General features: G+C 43.7%; 18 protein-coding genes and 1 CRISPR repeat array. Of the genes, 15 read left to right on the forward strand and 3 right to left on the reverse strand.

All coding sequences use genetic code 11. The features are described from left to right. Positions 1-85 precede the first annotated feature (85 nt). From PseudUWO311_RS08120 to PseudUWO311_RS08175, 12 genes are all read left to right on the forward strand, one after another. On the forward strand, positions 86-670 hold the full coding sequence (locus tag PseudUWO311_RS08120) for a cell division protein SepF (protein WP_103669507.1): 585 nt from the start codon (positions 86-88) through the stop codon (positions 668-670). Positions 671-692: 22 nt separating this feature from the next. Next, on the forward strand, positions 693-1,487 hold the full coding sequence (gene proC, locus PseudUWO311_RS08125) for a pyrroline-5-carboxylate reductase (RefSeq protein ID WP_142654693.1): 795 nt from the start codon (positions 693-695) through the stop codon (positions 1,485-1,487). Between the two features lie 108 nt (positions 1,488-1,595). Then, entirely contained in the window at positions 1,596-1,889 is a 294-nt protein-coding gene (locus tag PseudUWO311_RS08130; RefSeq protein ID WP_142654694.1) for a BrnT family toxin, read from the forward strand. Further along, positions 1,886-2,104, forward strand: a complete 219-nt coding sequence (locus PseudUWO311_RS08135; protein ID WP_142654695.1) for a CopG family antitoxin — start codon at positions 1,886-1,888, stop codon at positions 2,102-2,104. The genes PseudUWO311_RS08130 and PseudUWO311_RS08135 overlap by 4 nt, the downstream gene beginning before the upstream one ends. Before the next feature lie 53 nt (positions 2,105-2,157). Further along, a complete protein-coding gene (purM, locus tag PseudUWO311_RS08140; RefSeq protein ID WP_142654696.1) occupies positions 2,158-3,189 on the forward strand; it encodes a phosphoribosylformylglycinamidine cyclo-ligase in 1,032 nt (343 codons plus the stop codon). A 218-nt stretch (positions 3,190-3,407) separates the two neighbouring features. Beyond that, positions 3,408-4,739, forward strand: coding sequence for an AAA family ATPase (locus PseudUWO311_RS08145; protein ID WP_142654697.1), 1,332 nt, complete (start codon positions 3,408-3,410; stop codon positions 4,737-4,739). Positions 4,740-4,749: 10 nt separating this feature from the next. Beyond that, positions 4,750-8,118 carry a tetratricopeptide repeat protein gene (locus tag PseudUWO311_RS08150; RefSeq protein ID WP_142654698.1) on the forward strand — a complete coding sequence of 1,123 codons (3,369 nt, stop codon included), beginning with the start codon at positions 4,750-4,752 and terminating at the stop codon, positions 8,116-8,118. A 12-nt stretch (positions 8,119-8,130) separates the two neighbouring features. Then, positions 8,131-8,388, forward strand: coding sequence for a CopG family transcriptional regulator (locus PseudUWO311_RS08155; protein ID WP_142654699.1), 258 nt, complete (start codon positions 8,131-8,133; stop codon positions 8,386-8,388). Beyond that, on the forward strand, positions 8,375-8,785 hold the full coding sequence (locus tag PseudUWO311_RS08160) for a type II toxin-antitoxin system VapC family toxin (protein ID WP_142654700.1): 411 nt from the start codon (positions 8,375-8,377) through the stop codon (positions 8,783-8,785). The genes PseudUWO311_RS08155 and PseudUWO311_RS08160 overlap by 14 nt, the downstream gene beginning before the upstream one ends. 46 nt (positions 8,786-8,831) lie before the next feature. Next, positions 8,832-9,065: a hypothetical protein gene (locus PseudUWO311_RS08165; protein WP_142654701.1), complete on the forward strand. Its 234-nt coding sequence runs from the start codon at positions 8,832-8,834 to the stop codon at positions 9,063-9,065. A gap of 118 nt (positions 9,066-9,183) precedes the next feature. Beyond that, positions 9,184-9,420, forward strand: a complete 237-nt coding sequence (locus PseudUWO311_RS08170; protein ID WP_142654702.1) for a hypothetical protein — start codon at positions 9,184-9,186, stop codon at positions 9,418-9,420. A gap of 28 nt (positions 9,421-9,448) precedes the next feature. Beyond that, complete coding sequence (locus PseudUWO311_RS08175) at positions 9,449-9,727, forward strand: putative toxin-antitoxin system toxin component, PIN family (RefSeq protein WP_223807500.1); 279 nt, start codon at positions 9,449-9,451, stop codon at positions 9,725-9,727. Between the two features lie 212 nt (positions 9,728-9,939). Here the strand turns inward: PseudUWO311_RS08175 and PseudUWO311_RS08180 are convergent, their stop codons facing one another. The 3 genes from PseudUWO311_RS08180 to PseudUWO311_RS08190 all read right to left on the reverse strand — a co-directional run bounded on the left by PseudUWO311_RS08180 (position 9,940) and on the right by PseudUWO311_RS08190 (position 11,877). After that, complete coding sequence (locus PseudUWO311_RS08180) at positions 9,940-10,209, reverse strand: PipX family protein (protein WP_142654703.1); 270 nt, start codon at positions 10,207-10,209, stop codon at positions 9,940-9,942. 88 nt (positions 10,210-10,297) lie between these two features. After that, entirely contained in the window at positions 10,298-11,158 is an 861-nt protein-coding gene (locus tag PseudUWO311_RS08185; protein ID WP_142654704.1) for an acyl-CoA desaturase, read from the reverse strand. 203 nt (positions 11,159-11,361) lie between these two features. Continuing rightward, positions 11,362-11,877 (reverse strand): heavy metal-responsive transcriptional regulator, encoded by a 516-nt coding sequence (locus PseudUWO311_RS08190; protein ID WP_142654705.1) that lies wholly within the window; start codon positions 11,875-11,877, stop codon positions 11,362-11,364. Between the two features lie 185 nt (positions 11,878-12,062). On the opposite strand from PseudUWO311_RS08190, the gene PseudUWO311_RS08195 reads away from it, so the two are divergent. From PseudUWO311_RS08195 to PseudUWO311_RS08205, 3 genes are all read left to right on the forward strand, one after another. Then, positions 12,063-12,290 carry a Uma2 family endonuclease gene (locus PseudUWO311_RS08195; RefSeq protein WP_142654706.1) on the forward strand — a complete coding sequence of 76 codons (228 nt, stop codon included), beginning with the start codon at positions 12,063-12,065 and terminating at the stop codon, positions 12,288-12,290. 346 nt (positions 12,291-12,636) lie between these two features. Further along, positions 12,637-14,001, forward strand: coding sequence for an NAD-dependent succinate-semialdehyde dehydrogenase (locus PseudUWO311_RS08200; RefSeq protein ID WP_142654707.1), 1,365 nt, complete (start codon positions 12,637-12,639; stop codon positions 13,999-14,001). Positions 14,002-14,059: 58 nt separating this feature from the next. Beyond that, positions 14,060-15,700: an acetolactate synthase large subunit gene (locus PseudUWO311_RS08205; RefSeq protein ID WP_142654708.1), complete on the forward strand. Its 1,641-nt coding sequence runs from the start codon at positions 14,060-14,062 to the stop codon at positions 15,698-15,700. A 138-nt stretch (positions 15,701-15,838) separates the two neighbouring features. Continuing rightward, a CRISPR array of direct repeats spans positions 15,839-20,944; the repeat unit is 35 nt; unit sequence GTGCTCAACGCCTTTCGGCATCAGAGATTCGACAC. Positions 20,945-21,168: the final 224 nt, after the last annotated feature.

Below are 21,168 nucleotides of genomic sequence, written 5' to 3' on the forward strand. Positions count from 1 at the left end.
AGATTGCACTCCTCATCTAGTCTAGAAGTATGATGTTTCGGTTTCCAAGCCAAAACTGAGGAGCAAACACTAGGAGTTAATTACGATGGGAATTTTTACTAAGCTCAAGGATTTTGTTGGTCTGTCTGAAGCTCAAGAGTACGAATATGAGTACGATGAAGCTTCTGGCCGTGAATACCAAGACATTTATCAAGAAGATAATGGCGCGATCGCACCAGAACCTGAAGAGCCTCAAGCTCGCCGCACCCGTGAACGTCCCACCGCTTTAAGAGCAACTTCTGAAAACATGAGCAATGTAATTGGTATGCCTGGCGCTGCAAATGGTTTGTCCCAAGTAATGGTGATGGAGCCTCGCAGCTTTGAAGAAATGCCTCAAGCAATCCAAGCATTGCGTGAACGCAAATCAGTTGTGCTGAACTTGACGATGATGGATCCCGATCAAGCTCAACGTGCAGTTGACTTTGTTGCTGGTGGTACTTATGCCCTTGATGGTCATCAAGAACGCATTGGCGATAGCATCTTCCTGTTTGCACCTTCCTGCGTTCAAGTTTCATCACAATCTTCAGTATTGAACGAAGCACCAATGCCTCAGCCTCGCGTAGTACGTCCTACCGCAGCTCCTGCTCCAGCATGGGCATCTGAAGCTCCAGTTAGCCGTTTCGCTCAATAATATTTAGGTTATTGGTGAATCTTTGAAAGCTCAACTCAGTATTATCGGTGGCGGTGTAATGGGTGAGGCAATTTTGTCTCGCCTTGTCGCTAGTAATATTTACCTGCCATCCGATGTCTGCGTCAGTGACCCGATGCCAGAGCGTCGTGCGCTCTTAGAAAAAAAGTATGGCGTGCAAGTTACGCCAAATAATTTAGTGGCTGCCGATGCAGAGATTATGCTGCTAGCGGTTAAGCCACAGTCGCTAAATGCGGCGGCAATAGGACTCGCAAATGCTCCTGCACCTTGTATTGTGTCAATTTTAGCTGGTGTAACTTTGGCTCAGTTAGAGGGGATGTTTCCTTCTAAGTCAATTATCCGAGCCATGCCAAATACACCAGCTCAGGTAGGTGCAGGTGTAACTGCGATCGCAGCTAATGCATTAGTAACTACAGCGCAGCTAGATGCTGTGCGAAAAATTTTTGGAGCGGTCGGTACGGTTGTCGAAGTTGCCGAGTCGCTGATGAATGCTGTGACGGGTTTGTCTGGTTCTGGGCCCGCTTACGTTGCGCTCATGGTTGAAGCAATGGCTGATGGTGGTGTGGCGGCGGGATTGCCGAGAGCGATCGCGATGCAGCTTGCCACCCAAACAGTTTTAGGGACAGCACAATTATTAAGTGAAACTAAGCTACATCCTGCTCAGTTAAAGGATCAAGTCACTAGTCCCGCTGGTACAACCATTGCTGCGATCACCCAGTTAGAAAAAGCAGGCTTGCGTTCCGCCATGATTGAAGCCGTGCTTGCCGCAACCCGTCGCGCTGACGAATTGGGTAATTAGGAACGAAAATTTAATAAAGCCCAAAACTGGTTCGGCGGGCGAAGCCCGCCGAACCAGTTTTGGGCTTTATAGATTGCTTATAAACTACTTTGTAGTTACAATGTAGGCATGAGCGAGTTAGCATTCGACTGGGATGATCAAAAAGCTATTGTCAACGAACGAAAGCATGGAATTTCGTTTGAAGAAGCGCAAACCGTGTTTTATGATGAAAATGCACGCTTACGCTACGACTCAGACCACTCTTTAGACGAAGAACGATACATTCTCTTAGGTATTAGCGGTTCGCTTCGCCTTATAGTTGTGTGTCATGTTTATAAAGAAGAAAATGGCATCATTAGGATTATTTCAGCCCGTAAGGCAACTAAGCAAGAGGTTCAACAATATCGTAGGTTTTCCTTATGAAAGATGAATACGATTTTTCTGACTCAGTTCAAAATCCATACTTTAAGAAATTAAAGAAGCAAATGACGATTCGCCTTGAAGAGGAGGTGGTAGATTATTTCAAGAATCTATCTGAAGAAGTGGGAATTCCTTATCAGAGCCTCATAAATCTTTACCTAAAAGACTGTATGCGATCACAAAAAAGATTGTCATTAGAATGGGTGCAAAGTGTCTAACACTGTGTTAGAGCAGATGTTTCAAATCAAAAAAGTATCGGGAGTTAGAGGTTTTGGATTATCGTCAAGCGGGTGTAGACATCGAAGCAGGTCGTACCTTCGTTGAAAAAATTCGCGATTCTGTTGCAAGAACCCATCGTCTGGGCGTACTAGGCGATCTTGGTGGTTTTGGTGGCTGTTTTGAATTGCCCACAGGTTATCGGCAACCCGTTCTCGTTTCAGGGACAGACGGTGTTGGCACAAAACTGAAGATTGCTCAGGCAGCCAATAAACATGACACGATCGGCATCGATCTCGTGGCGATGTGCGTGAATGATGTGCTGACCTCTGGCGCAGAACCTTTATTTTTCTTAGATTATTTAGCCACTGGCAAACTCGAACCCGATCAACTCGCTGAAGTGGTTAAGGGCATTGCTGATGGTTGTCAGATGGCAGGTTGTGCTTTGCTTGGTGGCGAAACGGCGGAGATGCCAGGTTTCTATGGTGTGGGCGAATATGACGCGGCGGGCTTTTGTGTTGCGATCGCAGAAAAGTCGGAAATGCTTAATGGCACGCAGGTAAATATTGGCGATGTGGTAATTGGTTTGGCGAGTTCAGGTGTGCATAGCAATGGCTTCAGTCTTGTCCGCAAGATTATCGAAAGCAAAGGCTATAGCTGGAGCGATAAGTTAGAAATTTCAATTGATACGCAGGATTTAACTTTAGCTGAAATATTTCTCACGCCTACTCAGATTTATGTCAAGCCAGTTTTGGCGGCGCTCAAATCCAATTTCGGTATTCACGGACTAGCACACATTACAGGCGGCGGTTTACCCGAAAACTTGCCGCGTTGCCTCGGTGAAGGTCAAGCAGTACAAATTGTCCGCAATAGTTGGCAAATTCCTGCTCTGTTTCAGTGGCTCCAGTCTGAGGGAGAAGTTCCCGAACTAGATATGTTTAATACTTTTAATATGGGTATTGGCATGGCGGTAGTCGTTGATCCAACTAAAGCAGATGATGCGATCGCCTATTTTCAATCTCAAGGTTTTGTAACGAACCGCATCGGTGAAGTGATCGCAGCAGAGCGATCGCTGATTTTTGCTTAGCAATAGCCTGCACTCAAGTGCGGGCTAAAAGCTCAAACCCGTTGAAACGGGTTACGGAGAAGTATTATTTAGTCCACTTCAGTGGACTTGAGCTTTTAGCCAAGAACTTGAGTTCTTGGTTTAGTTCTATTGCTGAAAGTTGCGATCGCATGGCTAACTTGCCCAGTAATTAAACTGGTGGTCTATAATGCTGTCAAAACATCCTGCAATCTAACCTCATGTCTCAAGATCTGCTGACTCAGATTTATAATTCTTTTGATCCGTTTGAGCCATTGCCTGCGGGCGATCCTGCCTATGTAGATTGTGCAGAGGTGCGAGGTGACACCAATATTTTGGTGGACTTGGGGAATAAGATTTTGCGGTCAGATCGTATGGTCTGTCAGTTATATACGGGGCATCGTGGGGGTGGTAAATCTACAGAGTTATTGCGGCTAAAGGATCATTTAGAAAAGAAAGGATGTTTGGTTGTCTATTTTGCGGCGGATGAGGATGACATCGATCCTGAAGATGCTGAATATACGGATATTTTGCTGTCTTGTACAAGGCATTTACTAGAAGGGCTGAAAGATGCTGACCCTACACCAATTCTTGGATGGTTACGCGATCGCTGGAATGATCTTAAGGATTTGGCACTCACAGAAATTAGCTTTGAGAAGTTGAGTGTTGAGGCACAGATTACACAATTTGCCAAGCTGACAGCAAGCATTCGGGCGATTCCTTCGGAGCGACAAAAGATTCGTGAAAAGGTAAATCCTCATACGATTACCTTGCTCAATGCCCTGAATGAATTTATTGATGATGCGAAGCGGAAACTGCCTAAAGGCAAAACTCATTTAGTGGCGATCGCAGATAATCTTGACCGAATTGTCCCAATTCCCAAAGATCATGGGCGTACTATTCACGATGAGATTTTTTTGGATCGGGCGCAACAGTTGCAGGGTTTAAATTGCCATGTTATTTATACAATTCCGATTTCGATGGTTTATTCGAGTCGAGCGTCTGATCTGCGCGATATTTATGGCGATCCGCAGATTTTGCCGATGGTGATGGTACAGACTCCTAAAGGAGAAACCGATGAGGCGGGAATTGCTAAAATTATTGAAATCATTACGAAGCGGATTAATAAAGCTGATCTTAACTTAGTTCCTGATATATTTGGCAGTATGCAAGGGTTACAGAGACTCTGTTTGATGAGTGGTGGTCATGTACGGAATTTGATGCTATTGATGCGATCAGCGATCGATTATATTGATGCTTTGCCAATTACAGACAAGGCGATCCAGCGTAGTATTACGCAAGCAAAGGATACCTATCGCCGTACGGTGGAGCAAGAGGAATGGGAACTACTGGCAAAGGTGGCTCGTGACAAACAAATCGATAATGCTGAAGACTATCGTAAATTGTTATTCAATCGCTGTGTGTTGCAGTATGTCTATTTTGATGATGAGGGCGAACTTCAGCCTTGGTATGATGTGCATCCCTTGATTAAAAGTATTCAGCAGTTTAAAGATGCGTCAGCAGAGTTAGCTAAAGCTAAGAAGGAGCAGTAGTAACAAAACGATGAAGTCAGAAGAAATCGACTGGGAGCAGGATTTACCGTTAGATGCTGATGAGGCATATCAATCACTAGTGCGATCGCTTAAGCGTACTGATGGATTTGCGTTGCTGTTTGTGCGTTGTTCGCCTGTGCAAGGCGATCAGATTCTTACTGATGTTCGGGCTGACTTACCTAGCAAAACAATTGAGATTTTGGAATTAAAGGAATCGATTGATAATCTCTATGATCATGTTGCTGCTTTACCAAATCGCGATCAAATTAATGTTCTCTTTATTAAGGGCATAGAACACTCTATTTTTGCCTATGAAGATCGTGAAAAAAATGATGTTAATTTTAGAAGTCAGAGTTCTTTATATGGTGGAACTTGGAAAGGTGTTCCACGTGTTTTAGGGAATCTAAACCTCAGCCGTGAACGCTTTCGCGATAATTTTAAATTCTGTTTTGTTTTTCTAATACGCGAATTTACCTTTCGCTACTTTATCCGTCGCGCTCCTGATTTCTTTGACTGGCGATCGGGAGTAATTGATATGCCTGAACCTGTTTTATTTGATTATGGTGAGGAATATGAATCACTAGTGCAATCTCTGAGACATACAGATGGTTTTTCAGTGCTGTTTGTGCGTTGTTCTCCTGTGCAAAGTGTCCAGATTGTCAATCATGTTTGCGCTGACTTACCTAGCAAAACAATTGAGTCTTTGGAATTGAAGGAGTCTATTGATAATCTTTACGATCTTGTTGCTACTTTGCCAAACTGCAATCAAATCAATGTTCTCTTTATCAGGGGGATAGAGTATTCAATTTTTGCTTATGAAGATAGGGAAATGAATGATATTAGTCTCAGAAGCAAAAGTTCCATATATGGTGGTATAGGAAAAGGCGCTCCGCGCGTTTTGGGAAATCTTAACCTTAGTCGGGAACTCTTTCGCGATAATTTTAAATTTTGTATTGTCTTCCTTTTACCAGAGTTTGCCCTGCGCTATTTCATTCGCCGCGCCCCTGCCTTCTTCGATTGGCGGTCAAATATCTATGACATCTCCACCGAAAAATCCCTAGTCGATCAAGAGGCTTTTCATTTAGCTTCAGACGGAAGCTTTGATGAATATCAGCAGCAAACAAAGGAACAACGCATTGCCAAGCTATGCCAAATCAAATCCTATATTGACGAAAGCTCAGATCCAACGCGAACATCAGAACTTTGGGTTGAGAAAGGACTCATCCATGCTGCCGCAAACGAACACGAAGAAGCGATCGCCTCCTATGACAGAGCCTTAGAAATCAAACCTGACTACCACGAAGCATGGAACAACCGAGGCGTTGCGCTATTTAATTTAGGAAGATACGAAGAAGCGATCGCCTCCTATGACAGAGCCTTAGAAATCAAACCTGACTACCACGAAGCATGGTACAACCGAGGCGTTACGCTATTTAATTTAGGAAGATACGAAGAAGCGATCGCCTCCTATGACAGAGCCTTAGAAATCAAACCTGACTACCACGAAGCATGGTACAACCGAGGCATTGCGCTATTTAATTTAGGAAGATACGAAGAAGCGATAGCTTCCTACGATAAAGTAATTAATATTGACCCTGAAAATGCGAGTACTTATTATGTAAGGGCACTTACAAGATATGAGTTAGGTGATGTTGCAGGCGCTGTTGCTGACTACATTGAAACTATACGCCTAAACCCAAACTATGCTGGTGACTCCGAAAAGTTAGAGCTACTTTTAGAGAGTATCCACAAAGAATCTAATACTTCTTTTTGCAGTGAGGATATTACTCCGATTGAAGGATACTGGTTTGAAAACATCATTGGAGATGAGTCATACAGCTTGATTTACATTAAACATAGTATCACAGAAGACTCGAAAGATAAGTTGGCTATCACAGGTCTTAATATACAAGAAAATTCTATTTTCAGAAGATTTGAAGCAGATTGCATTTCTGTTGACAAAAACAAGAATAATACAGTTTTATACTACTACAAAGCCTCTACAAAACTTGTTAGGCAAGATAGAAGAGATTCATACATTCCTGGATTTGGTACTATTACTTTTTATGATATAGATGAGCATAAATTACAGTATTTGAAAGCAAAAGGTTCTTTTGTAGATAGCGTAGATAATAAGGTGGAAAGAACAAAAGTAATAGCTAAATCTTTTAAATGGTATCGTATACAGCAAGAAGATATTCCTGAAGAAATCATATTATTATTTGAGAATAAAGAAAATGAGCAATATCTTGATTATGTTAAGAATTTTATCGGTAACAATATTCATACTTGGAACAGTCGAGGCGATATATTAAGACAACTAGACAGATATGAAGAGGCAATATTCTCTTATGACAAGGCACTAGCAATCAAGCCTGACTTCTACGAAGCTTGGGACAACCTTGGCATTGCCCTATTTGAGCTAGGTAGATATGAAGAGGCAATTGCCTCCTATGATAAGGCATTAGCTATCAAACCGAACTTTTACTATGCATGGAACAATCGCGGAGATGCTCTAAGTGAACTAGGTAAATATAAAGAAGCAATTGCCTCCTATGATAGGGCATTAACTATAAAATCTGATGATCGCTATGCATGGGACAATCGTGGAGATGCTCTAAGTGAACTGGGCAGATATGAAGAGGCAATTGCCTCCTATGATAAGGCATTAGCTATCAAACCTGACGATCATGATACATTGAATAATCGAGGCATTTCACTAGATGAATTAGGCAGATATGAAGAAGCAATAGCCTCCTATGATAAGGCATTAGCTATCAAACCTAACTTCCACTATGCATGGAATAACCGAGGCGATTCGCTAAGACAATTACTTAGATATGAAGAAGCCTTAGACTCCTATGACAAGGCAGTGGCTATTCAACCTAACTTCCACTATGCATGGGACAATCGTGGAGATGTCCTAAGTGAACTAGACCGATATGAAGAGGCAATTGCCTCCTATGACAAGGCATTAGCAGTCAAACCTGATTTCTACTTTACATGGCACAACCGTGGTACTGCGTTGGATAGTTTAAGTAGATACGAAGAAGCGATCCTCTCCTATGACAGAGCCCTAGAAATCAAACCTGACTTCCACGAAGCATGGAGCAATAGAGGTTTTGCACTATTTAATCTAGGCAAATACGAAGAAGCGATCAATTCCTATGACAAAGCATTAGAAATTAAACCTGATGAGCCAAAATTTTACTACAACAAAGCCTGTGCTTATTCTCTGCTAAATACGATCAAACTTGCCTTAGAGAACCTGCAAAAAGCAATTCAACTCGATCCTGAGAAGTCTCGCGAAATGGCAAAGACCGACTCAGATTTTGACAACATCCGCCACGATCCACGCTTTCAAGCCTTGATACAATAGGAGAAAAACACCATGACTACCCTACTCGAACAAGCCTTTACCGCAGCAACTAAACTAACTAAAGAGAGACAAGACCAACTAGCACAGCTAATCCTGCAAGAAATTTCGCGACCACAGTATCAAGTCAATAAAGCACCCACACAAAAAAGCCCCCTCCAAATATTTACAGAACTCGGCTTAGTTGGATGTATTGAAGGAGAACCCGATCTCTCAACTAACTACAAATCCGTAGTCAAATCCTACATTCTCAAAAAGCATGATCATAGTTGATACAGGAGCCTTTGTCGCACTTTTCAATCGCCGCGATTCTGCCCATTTAGCAGCCCAAAGAGCCTTTGAAACAATCCAAGAACCAATGATTACGACATTCCCTGTCATTACCGAAACCTGTTACTTTTTAGCCGCAAGAGTCAGCCACACCGCCCAATCTAACTTTCTAAAAAGCTTTGTCTTAGGAGCCTTTCAAATATTCGACCTTGAACCAACACACATCGATCGCATGATCGTTCTCATGGAAAAATACGCAGATCTCCCAATGGATATGGCAGATGCCTCCTTAGTCGTTTTAGCAGAGCAGTTAAACAGTGGGCGCATATTGACAGTCGATCGCCGCGATTTCAATGTCTATCGCTGGAATAATAAACCATTTGAGAACCTTTTGATTTAGTAATTCTTTCCACTTTCAAGCCTTGATACAATAGGAGAGAAACACCATGATTACAATTACAGAAATCCTCCAAACCATTCCCAAACTCTCTCAAGCAGACTGCTTCCAAATAGCAGAAACACTTTTACAAAGACTACTAACTCAAACAAAACCCACCCGCACCCAAATTAACCAACAACTAAAAATTGCCGCCCTACTTGCCGTTGACGACTACACCAACGATCCAGAACTAACAGCCCTAACAGCCCTTGATGGCAAGGACTTTTACGAATATGAATAGAGGTGAAATCTGGCTAGTTCAACTCAATCCCTCCGTTGGTAGAGAAATCCACCGAGATCGCCCCTTTCAAGCCTTGATACAATAGGATTAATAAATTTATTTAACTCCGTGAGAACCAATGGAAACCTACAAGACCTATATCACCATAGAAAATCCAGAGCGAGTTGTCCTTTCAAACTTACCATTTCAGGCAGGACAGCGCGTAGAAATTATCGTCTTACCTGAATATGACCGAGCCGCAATTAGCCAAAAGCTCAAAGCCTTATTTAAAAAGACTCAAGCCCTACCCGAAATCAGCACAATTACAGACGCAGATATCGAAGCAGAAATTAACGCATATAGAAATGGACAATGAAAGTAGTTATTGACACGAATATCTTAGTATCTGCGGCAATGAAGTTTTACAACGGCGAAAACTCAAGTTAAGCGAAGAAGTGCAGCAAGAATGGATTGATTTACTCCAAACCGTTACAAGGCTAATTGAAGTCAATATCGAAGTTGACTTTCCTAGAGATCGCAAAGATGCCAAATTTCTCGCTTGTGCGATCGCTGCCAATGCAGACTTTCTGATAACAGGCGATCGGGACTTCGAGGATGTGCAAATATTAGAGAATACGACTATTCTATCTGTCAGAGATTTCAAAAAATTATTTTGCGATTAACCGACAGCGATCGTGAAATGGCAAAGACCGACTCAGATTTTGACAGCATTCGATGCGCTCCACGCTTTCAATCCTAGATACAATAATAACAAAGTCTTTTCTCAACAATATGCGATCGCGCCTATTAGTCAGTCAATCAGAATCTCAAGAGAAATTTGTCCACAAGCTAGGACAGCTAGACGAGAAAGCTATTTTGACATAAAGATTCGATATTATTGGGAAAAAGTGCGTTTGTATATATTTCGTAAATCTTTTTGATCGTTATGAGAACCAATATGTCGCAGCGATCGCATTTGATTTTCGACCATGAGCTTAGCATCTGCTCTCGGAACTGATTCAAACGAAATACCATTAGGACTAATAGTAGTCAATAAAAATAATCTTTGAGAGAAGAGCGTAGTAAACAAACTATGGAACTCATCAACCCTACATAAGCAGGATATTAAACCAAAATTGGGATGATTTAAATAGTGTTCAGCCATTTTGTAAATTGGATAATTGAGTAAATTCAATTTGTCAGTTTCTTAGCTCTATCAAAAAGGTTGATACGCTTTGCGTATCAACCTTTTTTTAATTTTTGACCGCAGGAGGCATGATTACCTTAGTTGCTAATCCTAAGCTCCGTAGTACTTGGATTGCCCACCAAGTAACATCAACTTCCCACCAGCGCCATCCAGCCTTTGCCACATGGGGATAGGCATGGTGATTGTTGTGCCATCCTTCGCCATAGGTAACGATCGCAGCCCACCAGAGATTTCGTGAATTATCATTGGTCTCAAAGGTGCGATATCCCCACATGTGTGTAACTGAGTTGATAAACCATGTGCTATGCCATAGTAAAACTGCTCTCAAACACATTCCCCAGATCACATATGACCAGCCACCGAGTAGATATAAGGCAACTCCTAAAGGAATTTGCAATAGTAGATAGTACTTATCTAGCCATAGATAAAAGGGATCGCGTGCCATTTCGGGAGCATATTTGCGATACAGGTTGGGATTGAAAAACTCTTCTTTAGGATAGATCATCCACAGCATATGGCTCCACCAAAATCCTCTACGGGCGGAGTAAGGATCTTTCTCTTCATCTTCAGTATGAGCGTGGTGTAAGCGGTGACCTGCGATCCAAAAGATTGGGCCACCTTGTAAAGCTGTTGCACCCACTAAAGCGATCGCATATTCGAGCCATTTAGGAACTTGAAAGCTGCGATGACTAAGTAAACGGTGATATCCCAAACAAATACCAATACTGCCTAAGAACCAATGCAGCAAGATCATAATTCCCAATGCTGACCATGAGAAAAACCAAGGTGCTAATAGAGCCAACCCATGCACGATTGTGAAGAAAACTATTGATACCCAGCTAAGTTTTAGCGGTTCAGGAGTGGGGGCAGAAGACGCAGGGAAATGCTCTGAAAATAATCTTGTCATGGTTTGTAAACTAATAATTCTTAAAGATTGGAAAATGAGCCTCTTATTCCCGAAACTTGGCTATTCGCACCTCGTAACAAGAAACTAAATCCACCAGAAAACTGACCAAAATATTGTGTCTAGAGGTGAGGATATACGGTGTGAAGCGCCGTATATCCTCACCTCTAGATCCTGTGCTACCAAGATTTGAAAAGAGATACTATTTAGAGAGTATTGGAAGATTTCTCTCTATCTAGATTTGAGATATTTTGTGTGTCTGAAGATCCTTGTGCAGATCCTTGCCAAGTGCTACAAGCTTGATGAAACTCATAGCGAGGATCTTCTGGCACAGAACAAGGTTGTTCTTCTCTTGTGCAATCTTTGCATTCAATATTGCTCTGACAATGACTAATAAGTGGATGAAGCTCGTCAAGTAATATTTGCAGTTGCTGAATAGTCTCTTCGATGGATTTTGCTTTTTTGAGAAGACAATCATGTACGGCTTGACAAGTCTGTGATTTTCCATCTTTAGCTGCCAAAATTTCTCTGATGTCGTCTAAACTCAAACCCATCGCCTTGGTATGGGTAATAAACGCTAATCGATCTATATCCTCTTGGCTAAACAGGCGATAACCTGCTTCAGTTCTATGGGGTGAGGGAATTAACCCAATTCGCTCATAGAAATAAAGCGTTTGAGGATTTAGCCCTAATTTGCGAGAGACTTCACCAACTTGCAGCATTGCTATCCTTGCTTTTTTACATCCAACAACTACAGCTTAGACCTTATACTATGGTATAAGGTCAAGTGATTCAGTAAAATCTCTGCTTTGTAAAGAGATTTCTCGTTAGGGACTTGCGAAAAAATAAAGTCCCAATCCAGATTTCCCAGAATTGGTGCTTTATTAAATCGCACAGCACTTATTAAATGATTTCTGATTCCACTTTGAATTGCGATCGCGAGGTTAAAATTCCTCTTTATGCAAAATCGGGAATTCCTGAAGTATGGATTGTTAATATTGAAGAGCAAATATTTGAAGTTTATAAATTGCCAAATCAGGATAGTTATGAACAGGTTCAGACTTACGGAAAGGGTGAACCAATTCCAATGAATATGTTTGCGGATATGGCGATCGTCGTTGATGAGATTTTCTAAACCTTTCGATCTGCAATTTGTCATTATTAGGGCTTACGCAAATAAACCAAGAACTCAAGTTCTTGGCTAAAAGCTAAAGTCCACTGAAGTGGACTACAGAATACTTCTAATCAACCCGTTTCAATGGGTTTGAGCTTTTAGCCCGCACTTGAGTGCAGGGCTACTGCGTAAGTCCTAATTATTTCAACAGTAATCTCTATCAATCGTAAATTTAGTTGAATTATCGGTATATTTGGCGATCGCACGACTTAAGATCTTATGCATACAAACATTTTGTATAGCGAGTTTTGCTTACCTATGGCAAGTCTAAACTCGTTGTAGCCTTCTCAGGAATGGAGAAAAGATCATGGCGATCGCATCAATCAATCCTGTAACGGGAGAAGTATTAAAGACTTTCGAGCCTTTGACAGATCAAGAACTTGAGCATAAATTGGCACTTGCCGATCGCACCTTTGCTACCTATAAGCATAGTAGTTTTAGCGATCGCGCCCAATGGATGAACCAAGCTGCCGATATTCTGGAGGCGAAAAAAACAGAATTCGGGATTATCATGACGCTCGAAATGGGGAAAACACTGAAAAGTGCGATCGCGGAAATCGAGAAATGCGCTAATCTCTGTCGTTTTTATGCCGAACATGCACCCCAATTTTTAGCAGATACAATCGCGCAAACCGATGCTAGCCGCACCCTAATTCGCTATCAACCTATGGGAATTATTCTAGCGGTGATGCCTTGGAACTTTCCCTTTTGGCAAGTATTTCGTTTTGCCGTACCTTGCTTGATGGCAGGAAATGTGGGACTGCTCAAACATGCTTCTAATGTGCCGCAATGTGCCTTAGCGATCGCGGAAATCTTCCACGCAGCGGGTGTGCCTGAAGGAGCATTTCAAACTTTACTGATTGGGGCAGATCGCGTGGCAAATTTAGTAGCGGATAGTCGTGTCAAAGCTGCCACGTTAACTGGCAGTGAACCTGCGGGGCAAAGTCTAGCCGCGATCGCGGGGCATCATCTCAAAAAAGTTGTTTTGGAACTAGGGGGAAGCGATCCGTTTATTGTTCTGAAATGTGCAGATTTGGATTTGGCGGTAAGCACCGCAGTAACAGCACGGGTAATGAATAATGGTCAAACTTGTATTGCTGCGAAGCGATTTATTGTCGAAGAGGCGATCGCCGATCAGTTTATTTCTAAATTTGTGGAGAAATTCAAAGCTCTAAAAGTGGGCGATCCAATGCAACCTGAAACTGACGTGGGGCCACTTGCTACGCCGCAAATTTTAAATGAACTAGATTTGCAGGTGAAAGCCACTGTCGATCTAGGCGCAAAGGTATTAGTTGGTGGCTATCGACTAAAAGAGAAAGGTAATTTCTACGCGCCAACGATTTTGGCAGATATTCCCTTGGGAGCGCCGCCCTATCAAGAAGAATTTTTTGGTCCCGTCGCGTCAGTATTTCGTGTTAAGAATTTGACCGAGGCGATCGCCCTTGCGAATAGCACTAACTTTGGCTTGGGGGCGAGCTTTTGGAGCAATGATCAACAAGAAATAGAGACAGCGATCGAACAAATCGAGGCGGGTGCAGTCTTTGTCAATGGTATGGTCAAATCCGATCCGCGTGTTCCTTTTGGGGGCATTAAGCGATCGGGTTTTGGTCGTGAGCTAGGGCTAGAAGGTATTCGCGAATTTGTGAATATTAAAACTATCTGGATTAAATAAACCCTATTTGGATTCACACGCTTTGCGTGCAACTCCAAACTTAATTTGTGAGGAAGCTATGAACACCGCAGAATTATTAGTCAAATGTTTGGAAAATGAGGGCGTAGAGTATATCTTTGGACTGCCTGGGGAAGAGAATATGGCGGTTCTTAATGCCCTTGAAAACTCATCGATTAAATTTATTACTACTCGCCATGAGCAAGGCGCTGCCTTTATGGCGGATGTCTATGGAAGGCTGACAGGCAAACCAGGAGTATGTCTATCGACCCTTGGACCCGGAGCCACCAATTTAATGACGGGGGTTGCCGATGCGAATTTGGACTGTGCCCCGCTAATCGCAATTACAGGGCAGGTGGGAACTGACCGTATGCATTCTAATTCCCATCAATATCTCGATCTGGTTGCGATGTTTGAGCCTGTAACTAAATGGAATGCGCAAATCGTCCGTCCTAGTATCACTCCTGAAATTGTGCGTAAAGCCTTTAAACTGGCTAAGTCTGAGAAACCAGGAGCAGTGCATATTGATTTACCCGAAAATATTGCCGATATGGAAGTGACGGGTCAGCCCTTATTGATTAAAGGCGATCGCAATTCGATGTATGCATCCTATCGCAGCCTATCAGAAGCAGCTCTACTGATTGCTCAAGCAAAAAATCCTTTGATTTTGGTTGGAAATGGTGCGATTCGTTCCCAAGCTAGTCAAGCTTTGACTGATTTTGCAACGCGCTTAAATATTCCTGTGGCAAATACCTTTATGGGTAAGGGTGTCATTCCTTATCGCCATCCTCTGGCGCTTTGGTCAATCGGTTTACAGCAAAGAGATGTGATTAATTGTGCTTTTGATGAAACGGATTTGGTAATAGCAGTTGGCTATGACTTAATCGAATACTCACCCAAGAAATGGAATCCCAAAGGTACAATTCCGATCATTCACATTGCGGAGCTAACGGCAGAAGTCGATAGCAGCTATATGCCACAGGTAGAAATTGTGGGTGATATTTCCGATTCATTAATGGAGATTATGCACCGTTGCGATCGCACAGGAAGGCAAGATCCCCATGCGATCGCCTTGCGTCCCCAAGTTCTCGCCACCTATGAGCAGTACGCCCATGATGATGGGTTTCCGATTAAGCCACAAAAGATCATCTACGATCTGCGCCAAGTCATGGCAGCCGAAGACATCGTAATTTCTGATGTGGGAGCGCATAAAATGTGGATGGCGAGGCATTACCATTGCGATCGCCCCAATACTTGCATTATTTCTAATGGTTTTGCAGCGATGGGGATCGCTATCCCAGGAGCGATCGCGGCGAAACTCGTCAATCCTGATCTCAAGATTGTCGCTGTCACAGGTGATGGCGGCTTTATGATGAATATGCAGGAACTGGAAACTGCCACTCGCATTGGTACGCCCTTTGTGACGCTGATCTTTAATGATGGCGGTTTTGGACTCATTGAATGGAAGCAACAAATCCATTACGGTCGATCGGCTTTTATCAAATTTGGCAACCCTGATTTTGTGAAACTTGCCGAAAGTATGGGACTTAAAGGCTATCGCGTTACTTCAGCAATGGATTTAATTCCGACGCTTAAGGAAGCTCTTGAGCAAGATGTTCCTGCCGTTATTGATTGCCCCGTTGATTACCGTGAAAACATGCTTTTTTCTCGCAAAGTTGGTGAGTTATCTTGCCCAATGTAAGTAGCTATAACCCAGATACTGAAACGCCCGCAAAGCGGGTGCGTCAGTGTCTGGTTTTAAAAGTTCAAAAATAGATCTCTGATTCAAATCTGAAGTGCAACACGTAGGCTAGTATTCTGAGAACACAAAAATTTTGTTTTGCTCAACGCCTTTCGGCATCAGAGATTCAACACTACGATCGCGCTTACCGATGAAAAGGTTGCAGAATTGTGCTCAACGCCTTTCGGCATCAGAGATTCGACACAGCATCAAGAGATTCTCAATCTAATTCTTCTTCACGTGCTCAACGCCTTTCGGCATCAGAGATTCGACACATGACAAAGATTATTTTCTGTTTGAGGATAAAGCTAGTGCTCAACGCCTTTCGGCATCAGAGATTCGACACCATCGGATAGACCGCCATTTGTGAAGGACTCTAATAGTGCTCAACGCCTTTCGGCATCAGAGATTCGACACAGTCCCAAAGCATTGAATGTGGCGATCGCGTAGTAGTGCTCAACGCCTTTCGGCATCAGAGATTCGACACAAACTTCACTTTTTTAAAGCTATGCCAGTAATATGTGCTCAACGCCTTTCGGCATCAGAGATTCGACACCCAGAGGGAGGATTATCAGAATACAGTCGTAAGAATCGTGCTCAACGCCTTTCGGCATCAGAGATTCGACACAAATTACATTTAGCTGAGTCTTTGGCTCAAGATTTAGGTGCTCAACGCCTTTCGGCATCAGAGATTCGACACAACATTTTGCCTGCCCTTCTTGATTACCTAAGTAGTGCTCAACGCCTTTCGGCATCAGAGATTCGACACTAATATTAGCTTTACCGATCGCAATAGGTTGTTCGTGCTCAACGCCTTTCGGCATCAGAGATTCGACACTAATCCCTCCTTTATTCACGGTTGCAGTTTCCTCTCGGTGCTCAACGCCTTTCGGCATCAGAGATTCGACACGGAGTATTTGAGAAGATTACTTCAACCTCCAGCTCGTGCTCAACGCCTTTCGGCATCAGAGATTCGACACAGAAGCATCAAGAGATTCTCAATCTAATCCTTTTGGTGCTCAACGCCTTTCGGCATCAGAGATTCGACACCCAAGGCAAACATAATCTTCTTCGCAGTTTGGCTTTGTGCTCAACGCCTTTCGGCATCAGAGATTCGACACATTCTGTAACGGAGTGCGATCCATGACATCTCAAATGTGCTCAACGCCTTTCGGCATCAGAGATTCGACACGAATCCGTCAGCGATCGCAAAATTATCTAGTCCAATTTGTGCTCAACGCCTTTCGGCATCAGAGATTCGACACAGATAAAGCCGATAAACTTTTATTTGATTGCTTTGACTGTGCTCAACGCCTTTCGGCATCAGAGATTCGACACGATGAATTGATTACTGTGCCTTGTTCTCCATCTTGTGCTCAACGCCTTTCGGCATCAGAGATTCGACACGGTTAACGAGAGAGACTCGAACTCTCCCTATGGGTGTGCTCAACGCCTTTCGGCATCAGAGATTCGACACGATTGGAATGAGTGTAGACAAACAGCCCTAATACTTGTGCTCAACGCCTTTCGGCATCAGAGATTCGACACGGGCGCTTGCTCATCTCCTGTTCATTGCGGTGGTAGTGCTCAACGCCTTTCGGCATCAGAGATTCGACACATCGCGGCATCGGTGAAGCTGAAATCACGCGACATGTGCTCAACGCCTTTCGGCATCAGAGATTCGACACTCATTGCCACGGTAATCGGTGCGAAAACTCCAATGTGCTCAACGCCTTTCGGCATCAGAGATTCGACACAATGATCGGCAATGGCGCGATCGCTCATAAGTTGCGTGCTCAACGCCTTTCGGCATCAGAGATTCGACACGTTCTCTCGCAGAGATGGGAAAAGCTGTACCCTTCGTGCTCAACGCCTTTCGGCATCAGAGATTCGACACTTTGAGGAGATTGTTGCAGCCTCCAGCACCCTCAAGTGCTCAACGCCTTTCGGCATCAGAGATTCGACACAGTAAAGAAAAGTCAAAAGAATGTGGAGATTTAATGTGCTCAACGCCTTTCGGCATCAGAGATTCGACACTTCTACGTTCCCATCAGGATAAAGGCGTAGAAATCGTGCTCAACGCCTTTCGGCATCAGAGATTCGACACCGTTCTAAGACTTGCAGCTTACCAACATTCAACAAGTGCTCAACGCCTTTCGGCATCAGAGATTCGACACAAAATACTAAAACAGGTGTGACTAGAGTTATTCCGTGCTCAACGCCTTTCGGCATCAGAGATTCGACACTTAGGATTTTTTGGGCGTTGAAGCGGGGTTTAGTGTGCTCAACGCCTTTCGGCATCAGAGATTCGACACTATCGATTGATGCTTTGTGGTTTCCTAGTACCGTGTGCTCAACGCCTTTCGGCATCAGAGATTCGACACTTCGTTAATTTTGAACGGTGTTCCATACCATCCAATGTGCTCAACGCCTTTCGGCATCAGAGATTCGACACACACTCAAGTTAACTATTCTTTTTTCAAAGGGTTTAGTGCTCAACGCCTTTCGGCATCAGAGATTCGACACGTACTTGAAGATATTCAAGAAAAGAGTGGAGTGGAGTGCTCAACGCCTTTCGGCATCAGAGATTCGACACACACAGTCAACAACAAAATCCTTACTAGAACAGATCCGTGCTCAACGCCTTTCGGCATCAGAGATTCGACACGTGGAGTGGACATGTTTGTCCGACGCGACAAAAAAAGTGCTCAACGCCTTTCGGCATCAGAGATTCGACACTACTGGCGATACGGGTCAACAGTCGGGCGACGCTAGTGCTCAACGCCTTTCGGCATCAGAGATTCGACACACATTATTAGCTGAAGCTCCAGTAGAACGTTTAGGTGCTCAACGCCTTTCGGCATCAGAGATTCGACACAACAGGAAATCAAAATGATAAAAACTACTATTTTGTGCTCAACGCCTTTCGGCATCAGAGATTCGACACAAATATCCTCGTTTGCGGAATGATTGATATAATTTGTGCTCAACGCCTTTCGGCATCAGAGATTCGACACAAAGGAGATGGACTATTTGAATTTTTGTACAATCATCGTGCTCAACGCCTTTCGGCATCAGAGATTCGACACGATTGCAAATGCTTGGTAATCTGATGATACTTTTTTGTGCTCAACGCCTTTCGGCATCAGAGATTCGACACTTGTCAAACCGCTTGTCGATTCTCACAAAGCTATGTGCTCAACGCCTTTCGGCATCAGAGATTCGACACCAGTATTCAGCGCAAACTTAGAAGGGTTTGGCAATAGTGCTCAACGCCTTTCGGCATCAGAGATTCGACACCCTGTAGTTGTTTGCAATATCTCTAAATTAGTATGTGCTCAACGCCTTTCGGCATCAGAGATTCGACACCAAAGCAGAGATAATCTCAACTATCAATCTACACAGTGCTCAACGCCTTTCGGCATCAGAGATTCGACACGAATAATAAAGGTTTTAGTACCTTCAATATTCTGAGCGTGCTCAACGCCTTTCGGCATCAGAGATTCGACACCCTTGCACTGGTGTATAATCCACGATTTCCCCCTGCCGTGCTCAACGCCTTTCGGCATCAGAGATTCGACACTTCCACCTCCACAAACTCACGAGACACAATATTTTGTGCTCAACGCCTTTCGGCATCAGAGATTCGACACGACCCGCTCCAACAGAACCCATAGTTCCCATTCCGTGCTCAACGCCTTTCGGCATCAGAGATTCGACACCTTTTAGCCCTGCGCCCTCGGTGCAGAATTAATGTGTGCTCAACGCCTTTCGGCATCAGAGATTCGACACACTCGAATCTTAGAAATTGACCTGCGGCAATTCTGCCGTGCTCAACGCCTTTCGGCATCAGAGATTCGACACCTCGGCAGTCCTGACCAAGATTTCTGAAGGCTTAGGTGCTCAACGCCTTTCGGCATCAGAGATTCGACACATTGATTTTCTTGCGATGTCGGATCTGGTGTTTCTTGTGCTCAACGCCTTTCGGCATCAGAGATTCGACACAGAAAATTCAGGCATTTTAACTACCTCTACCTAGTTTGTGCTCAACGCCTTTCGGCATCAGAGATTCGACACCAGCTTGATTAATTCTCTCGGTAATTCTCTTCCTTTGTGCTCAACGCCTTTCGGCATCAGAGATTCGACACTTCCATCTGCTTTGTAGACCGCAACCCTGCTAGTATGTGCTCAACGCCTTTCGGCATCAGAGATTCGACACATAAAGACGCGATATTTGTTCCCGTCATCAGATTGTGCTCAACGCCTTTCGGCATCAGAGATTCGACACTTCCCCCTTGGGATACGACCGTAATTCCACTACTTCGTGCTCAACGCCTTTCGGCATCAGAGATTCGACACGGCGATCATCCCGTGCATATCCCCGCAAATTTATGTGCTCAACGCCTTTCGGCATCAGAGATTCGACACCAGGTCATCAAAACCCATAAAAGCGCCAATAGTCTCCGTGTGCTCAACGCCTTTCGGCATCAGAGATTCGACACGAGGCTGTCTAGCCTCACCTTTGCCCATTGTTGATTGTGCTCAACGCCTTTCGGCATCAGAGATTCGACACCTAAAATTGGCAACGGCAAAGGTGCGCAAGTATCTCGTGCTCAACGCCTTTCGGCATCAGAGATTCGACACACAGATCTGCTTGACGACATGGCAACCGATTTAAAGTGCTCAACGCCTTTCGGCATCAGAGATTCGACACATCTGTTTCTAGTGCTTTCTTTGAAGGTCAAAAATCGTGCTCAACGCCTTTCGGCATCAGAGATTCGACACTATCTTCCTTCGTCTTATCAAACCGCTTATCGATGTGCTCAACGCCTTTCGGCATCAGAGATTCGACACATAAAATCTTCAAACTTGAAACCATCTGCGATCGGTGCTCAACGCCTTTCGGCATCAGAGATTCGACACAAAAATGAGAAAGAGCGATCGGTAATTCCGAATTGGTGCTCAACGCCTTTCGGCATCAGAGATTCGACACAAAAATATGCTTGACTTTGAATTTTTCAATGCTCATGTGCTCAACGCCTTTCGGCATCAGAGATTCGACACGGATACTATCAGGCACGCATTTTCCGATGATCTTCGTGCTCAACGCCTTTCGGCATCAGAGATTCGACACATAATCCTGCTTTCCCCGCTGCTGTAGGAGCTGCTCGTGCTCAACGCCTTTCGGCATCAGAGATTCGACACAGCGACAGCCAAAACCCTTATAGAGTTTATAACGGAAGCCAATCTTGCAAGCACTTCATAAGAATAGTATAAATCGCCACTAAAGCTAACAACTTTTTCTAAGCCAAACACCCTTAAACTCATACCTAGCATGACAAACAAACAATACAAGCACCTCAGTTCCCCAAAGATATATTGAAACAACTACACATAAGGGCATTGAGGTCTGATGGACAAGCCGAAGC

Source organism: Pseudanabaena sp. UWO311 (assembly GCF_006937785.1).
GTDB lineage: Bacteria > Cyanobacteriota > Cyanobacteriia > Pseudanabaenales > Pseudanabaenaceae > Pseudanabaena.

Excerpts from the sequence above, each read along its gene's own strand:
- PseudUWO311_RS08200 (WP_142654707.1), top strand. The coding sequence starts at position 12,637 with ATGGCGATCGCATCAATCAATCCTGTAACGGGAGAAGTATTAAAGACT.
- PseudUWO311_RS08170 (WP_142654702.1), top strand. The coding sequence starts at position 9,184 with ATGGAAACCTACAAGACCTATATCACCATAGAAAATCCAGAGCGAGTT.
- PseudUWO311_RS08195 (WP_142654706.1), top strand. The coding sequence starts at position 12,063 with ATGATTTCTGATTCCACTTTGAATTGCGATCGCGAGGTTAAAATTCCT.
- PseudUWO311_RS08150 (WP_142654698.1), top strand. The coding sequence starts at position 4,750 with ATGAAGTCAGAAGAAATCGACTGGGAGCAGGATTTACCGTTAGATGCT.
- PseudUWO311_RS08180 (WP_142654703.1), bottom strand. The coding sequence starts at position 10,209 with ATGGCTGAACACTATTTAAATCATCCCAATTTTGGTTTAATATCCTGC.
- PseudUWO311_RS08160 (WP_142654700.1), top strand. The coding sequence starts at position 8,375 with ATGATCATAGTTGATACAGGAGCCTTTGTCGCACTTTTCAATCGCCGC.
- PseudUWO311_RS08135 (WP_142654695.1), top strand. The coding sequence starts at position 1,886 with ATGAAAGATGAATACGATTTTTCTGACTCAGTTCAAAATCCATACTTT.
- PseudUWO311_RS08190 (WP_142654705.1), bottom strand. The coding sequence starts at position 11,877 with ATGCTGCAAGTTGGTGAAGTCTCTCGCAAATTAGGGCTAAATCCTCAA.
- PseudUWO311_RS08185 (WP_142654704.1), bottom strand. The coding sequence starts at position 11,158 with ATGACAAGATTATTTTCAGAGCATTTCCCTGCGTCTTCTGCCCCCACT.
- PseudUWO311_RS08165 (WP_142654701.1), top strand. The coding sequence starts at position 8,832 with ATGATTACAATTACAGAAATCCTCCAAACCATTCCCAAACTCTCTCAA.
- PseudUWO311_RS08205 (WP_142654708.1), top strand. The coding sequence starts at position 14,060 with ATGAACACCGCAGAATTATTAGTCAAATGTTTGGAAAATGAGGGCGTA.
- PseudUWO311_RS08130 (WP_142654694.1), top strand. The coding sequence starts at position 1,596 with ATGAGCGAGTTAGCATTCGACTGGGATGATCAAAAAGCTATTGTCAAC.
- PseudUWO311_RS08120 (WP_103669507.1), top strand. The coding sequence starts at position 86 with ATGGGAATTTTTACTAAGCTCAAGGATTTTGTTGGTCTGTCTGAAGCT.
- PseudUWO311_RS08145 (WP_142654697.1), top strand. The coding sequence starts at position 3,408 with ATGTCTCAAGATCTGCTGACTCAGATTTATAATTCTTTTGATCCGTTT.
- PseudUWO311_RS08155 (WP_142654699.1), top strand. The coding sequence starts at position 8,131 with ATGACTACCCTACTCGAACAAGCCTTTACCGCAGCAACTAAACTAACT.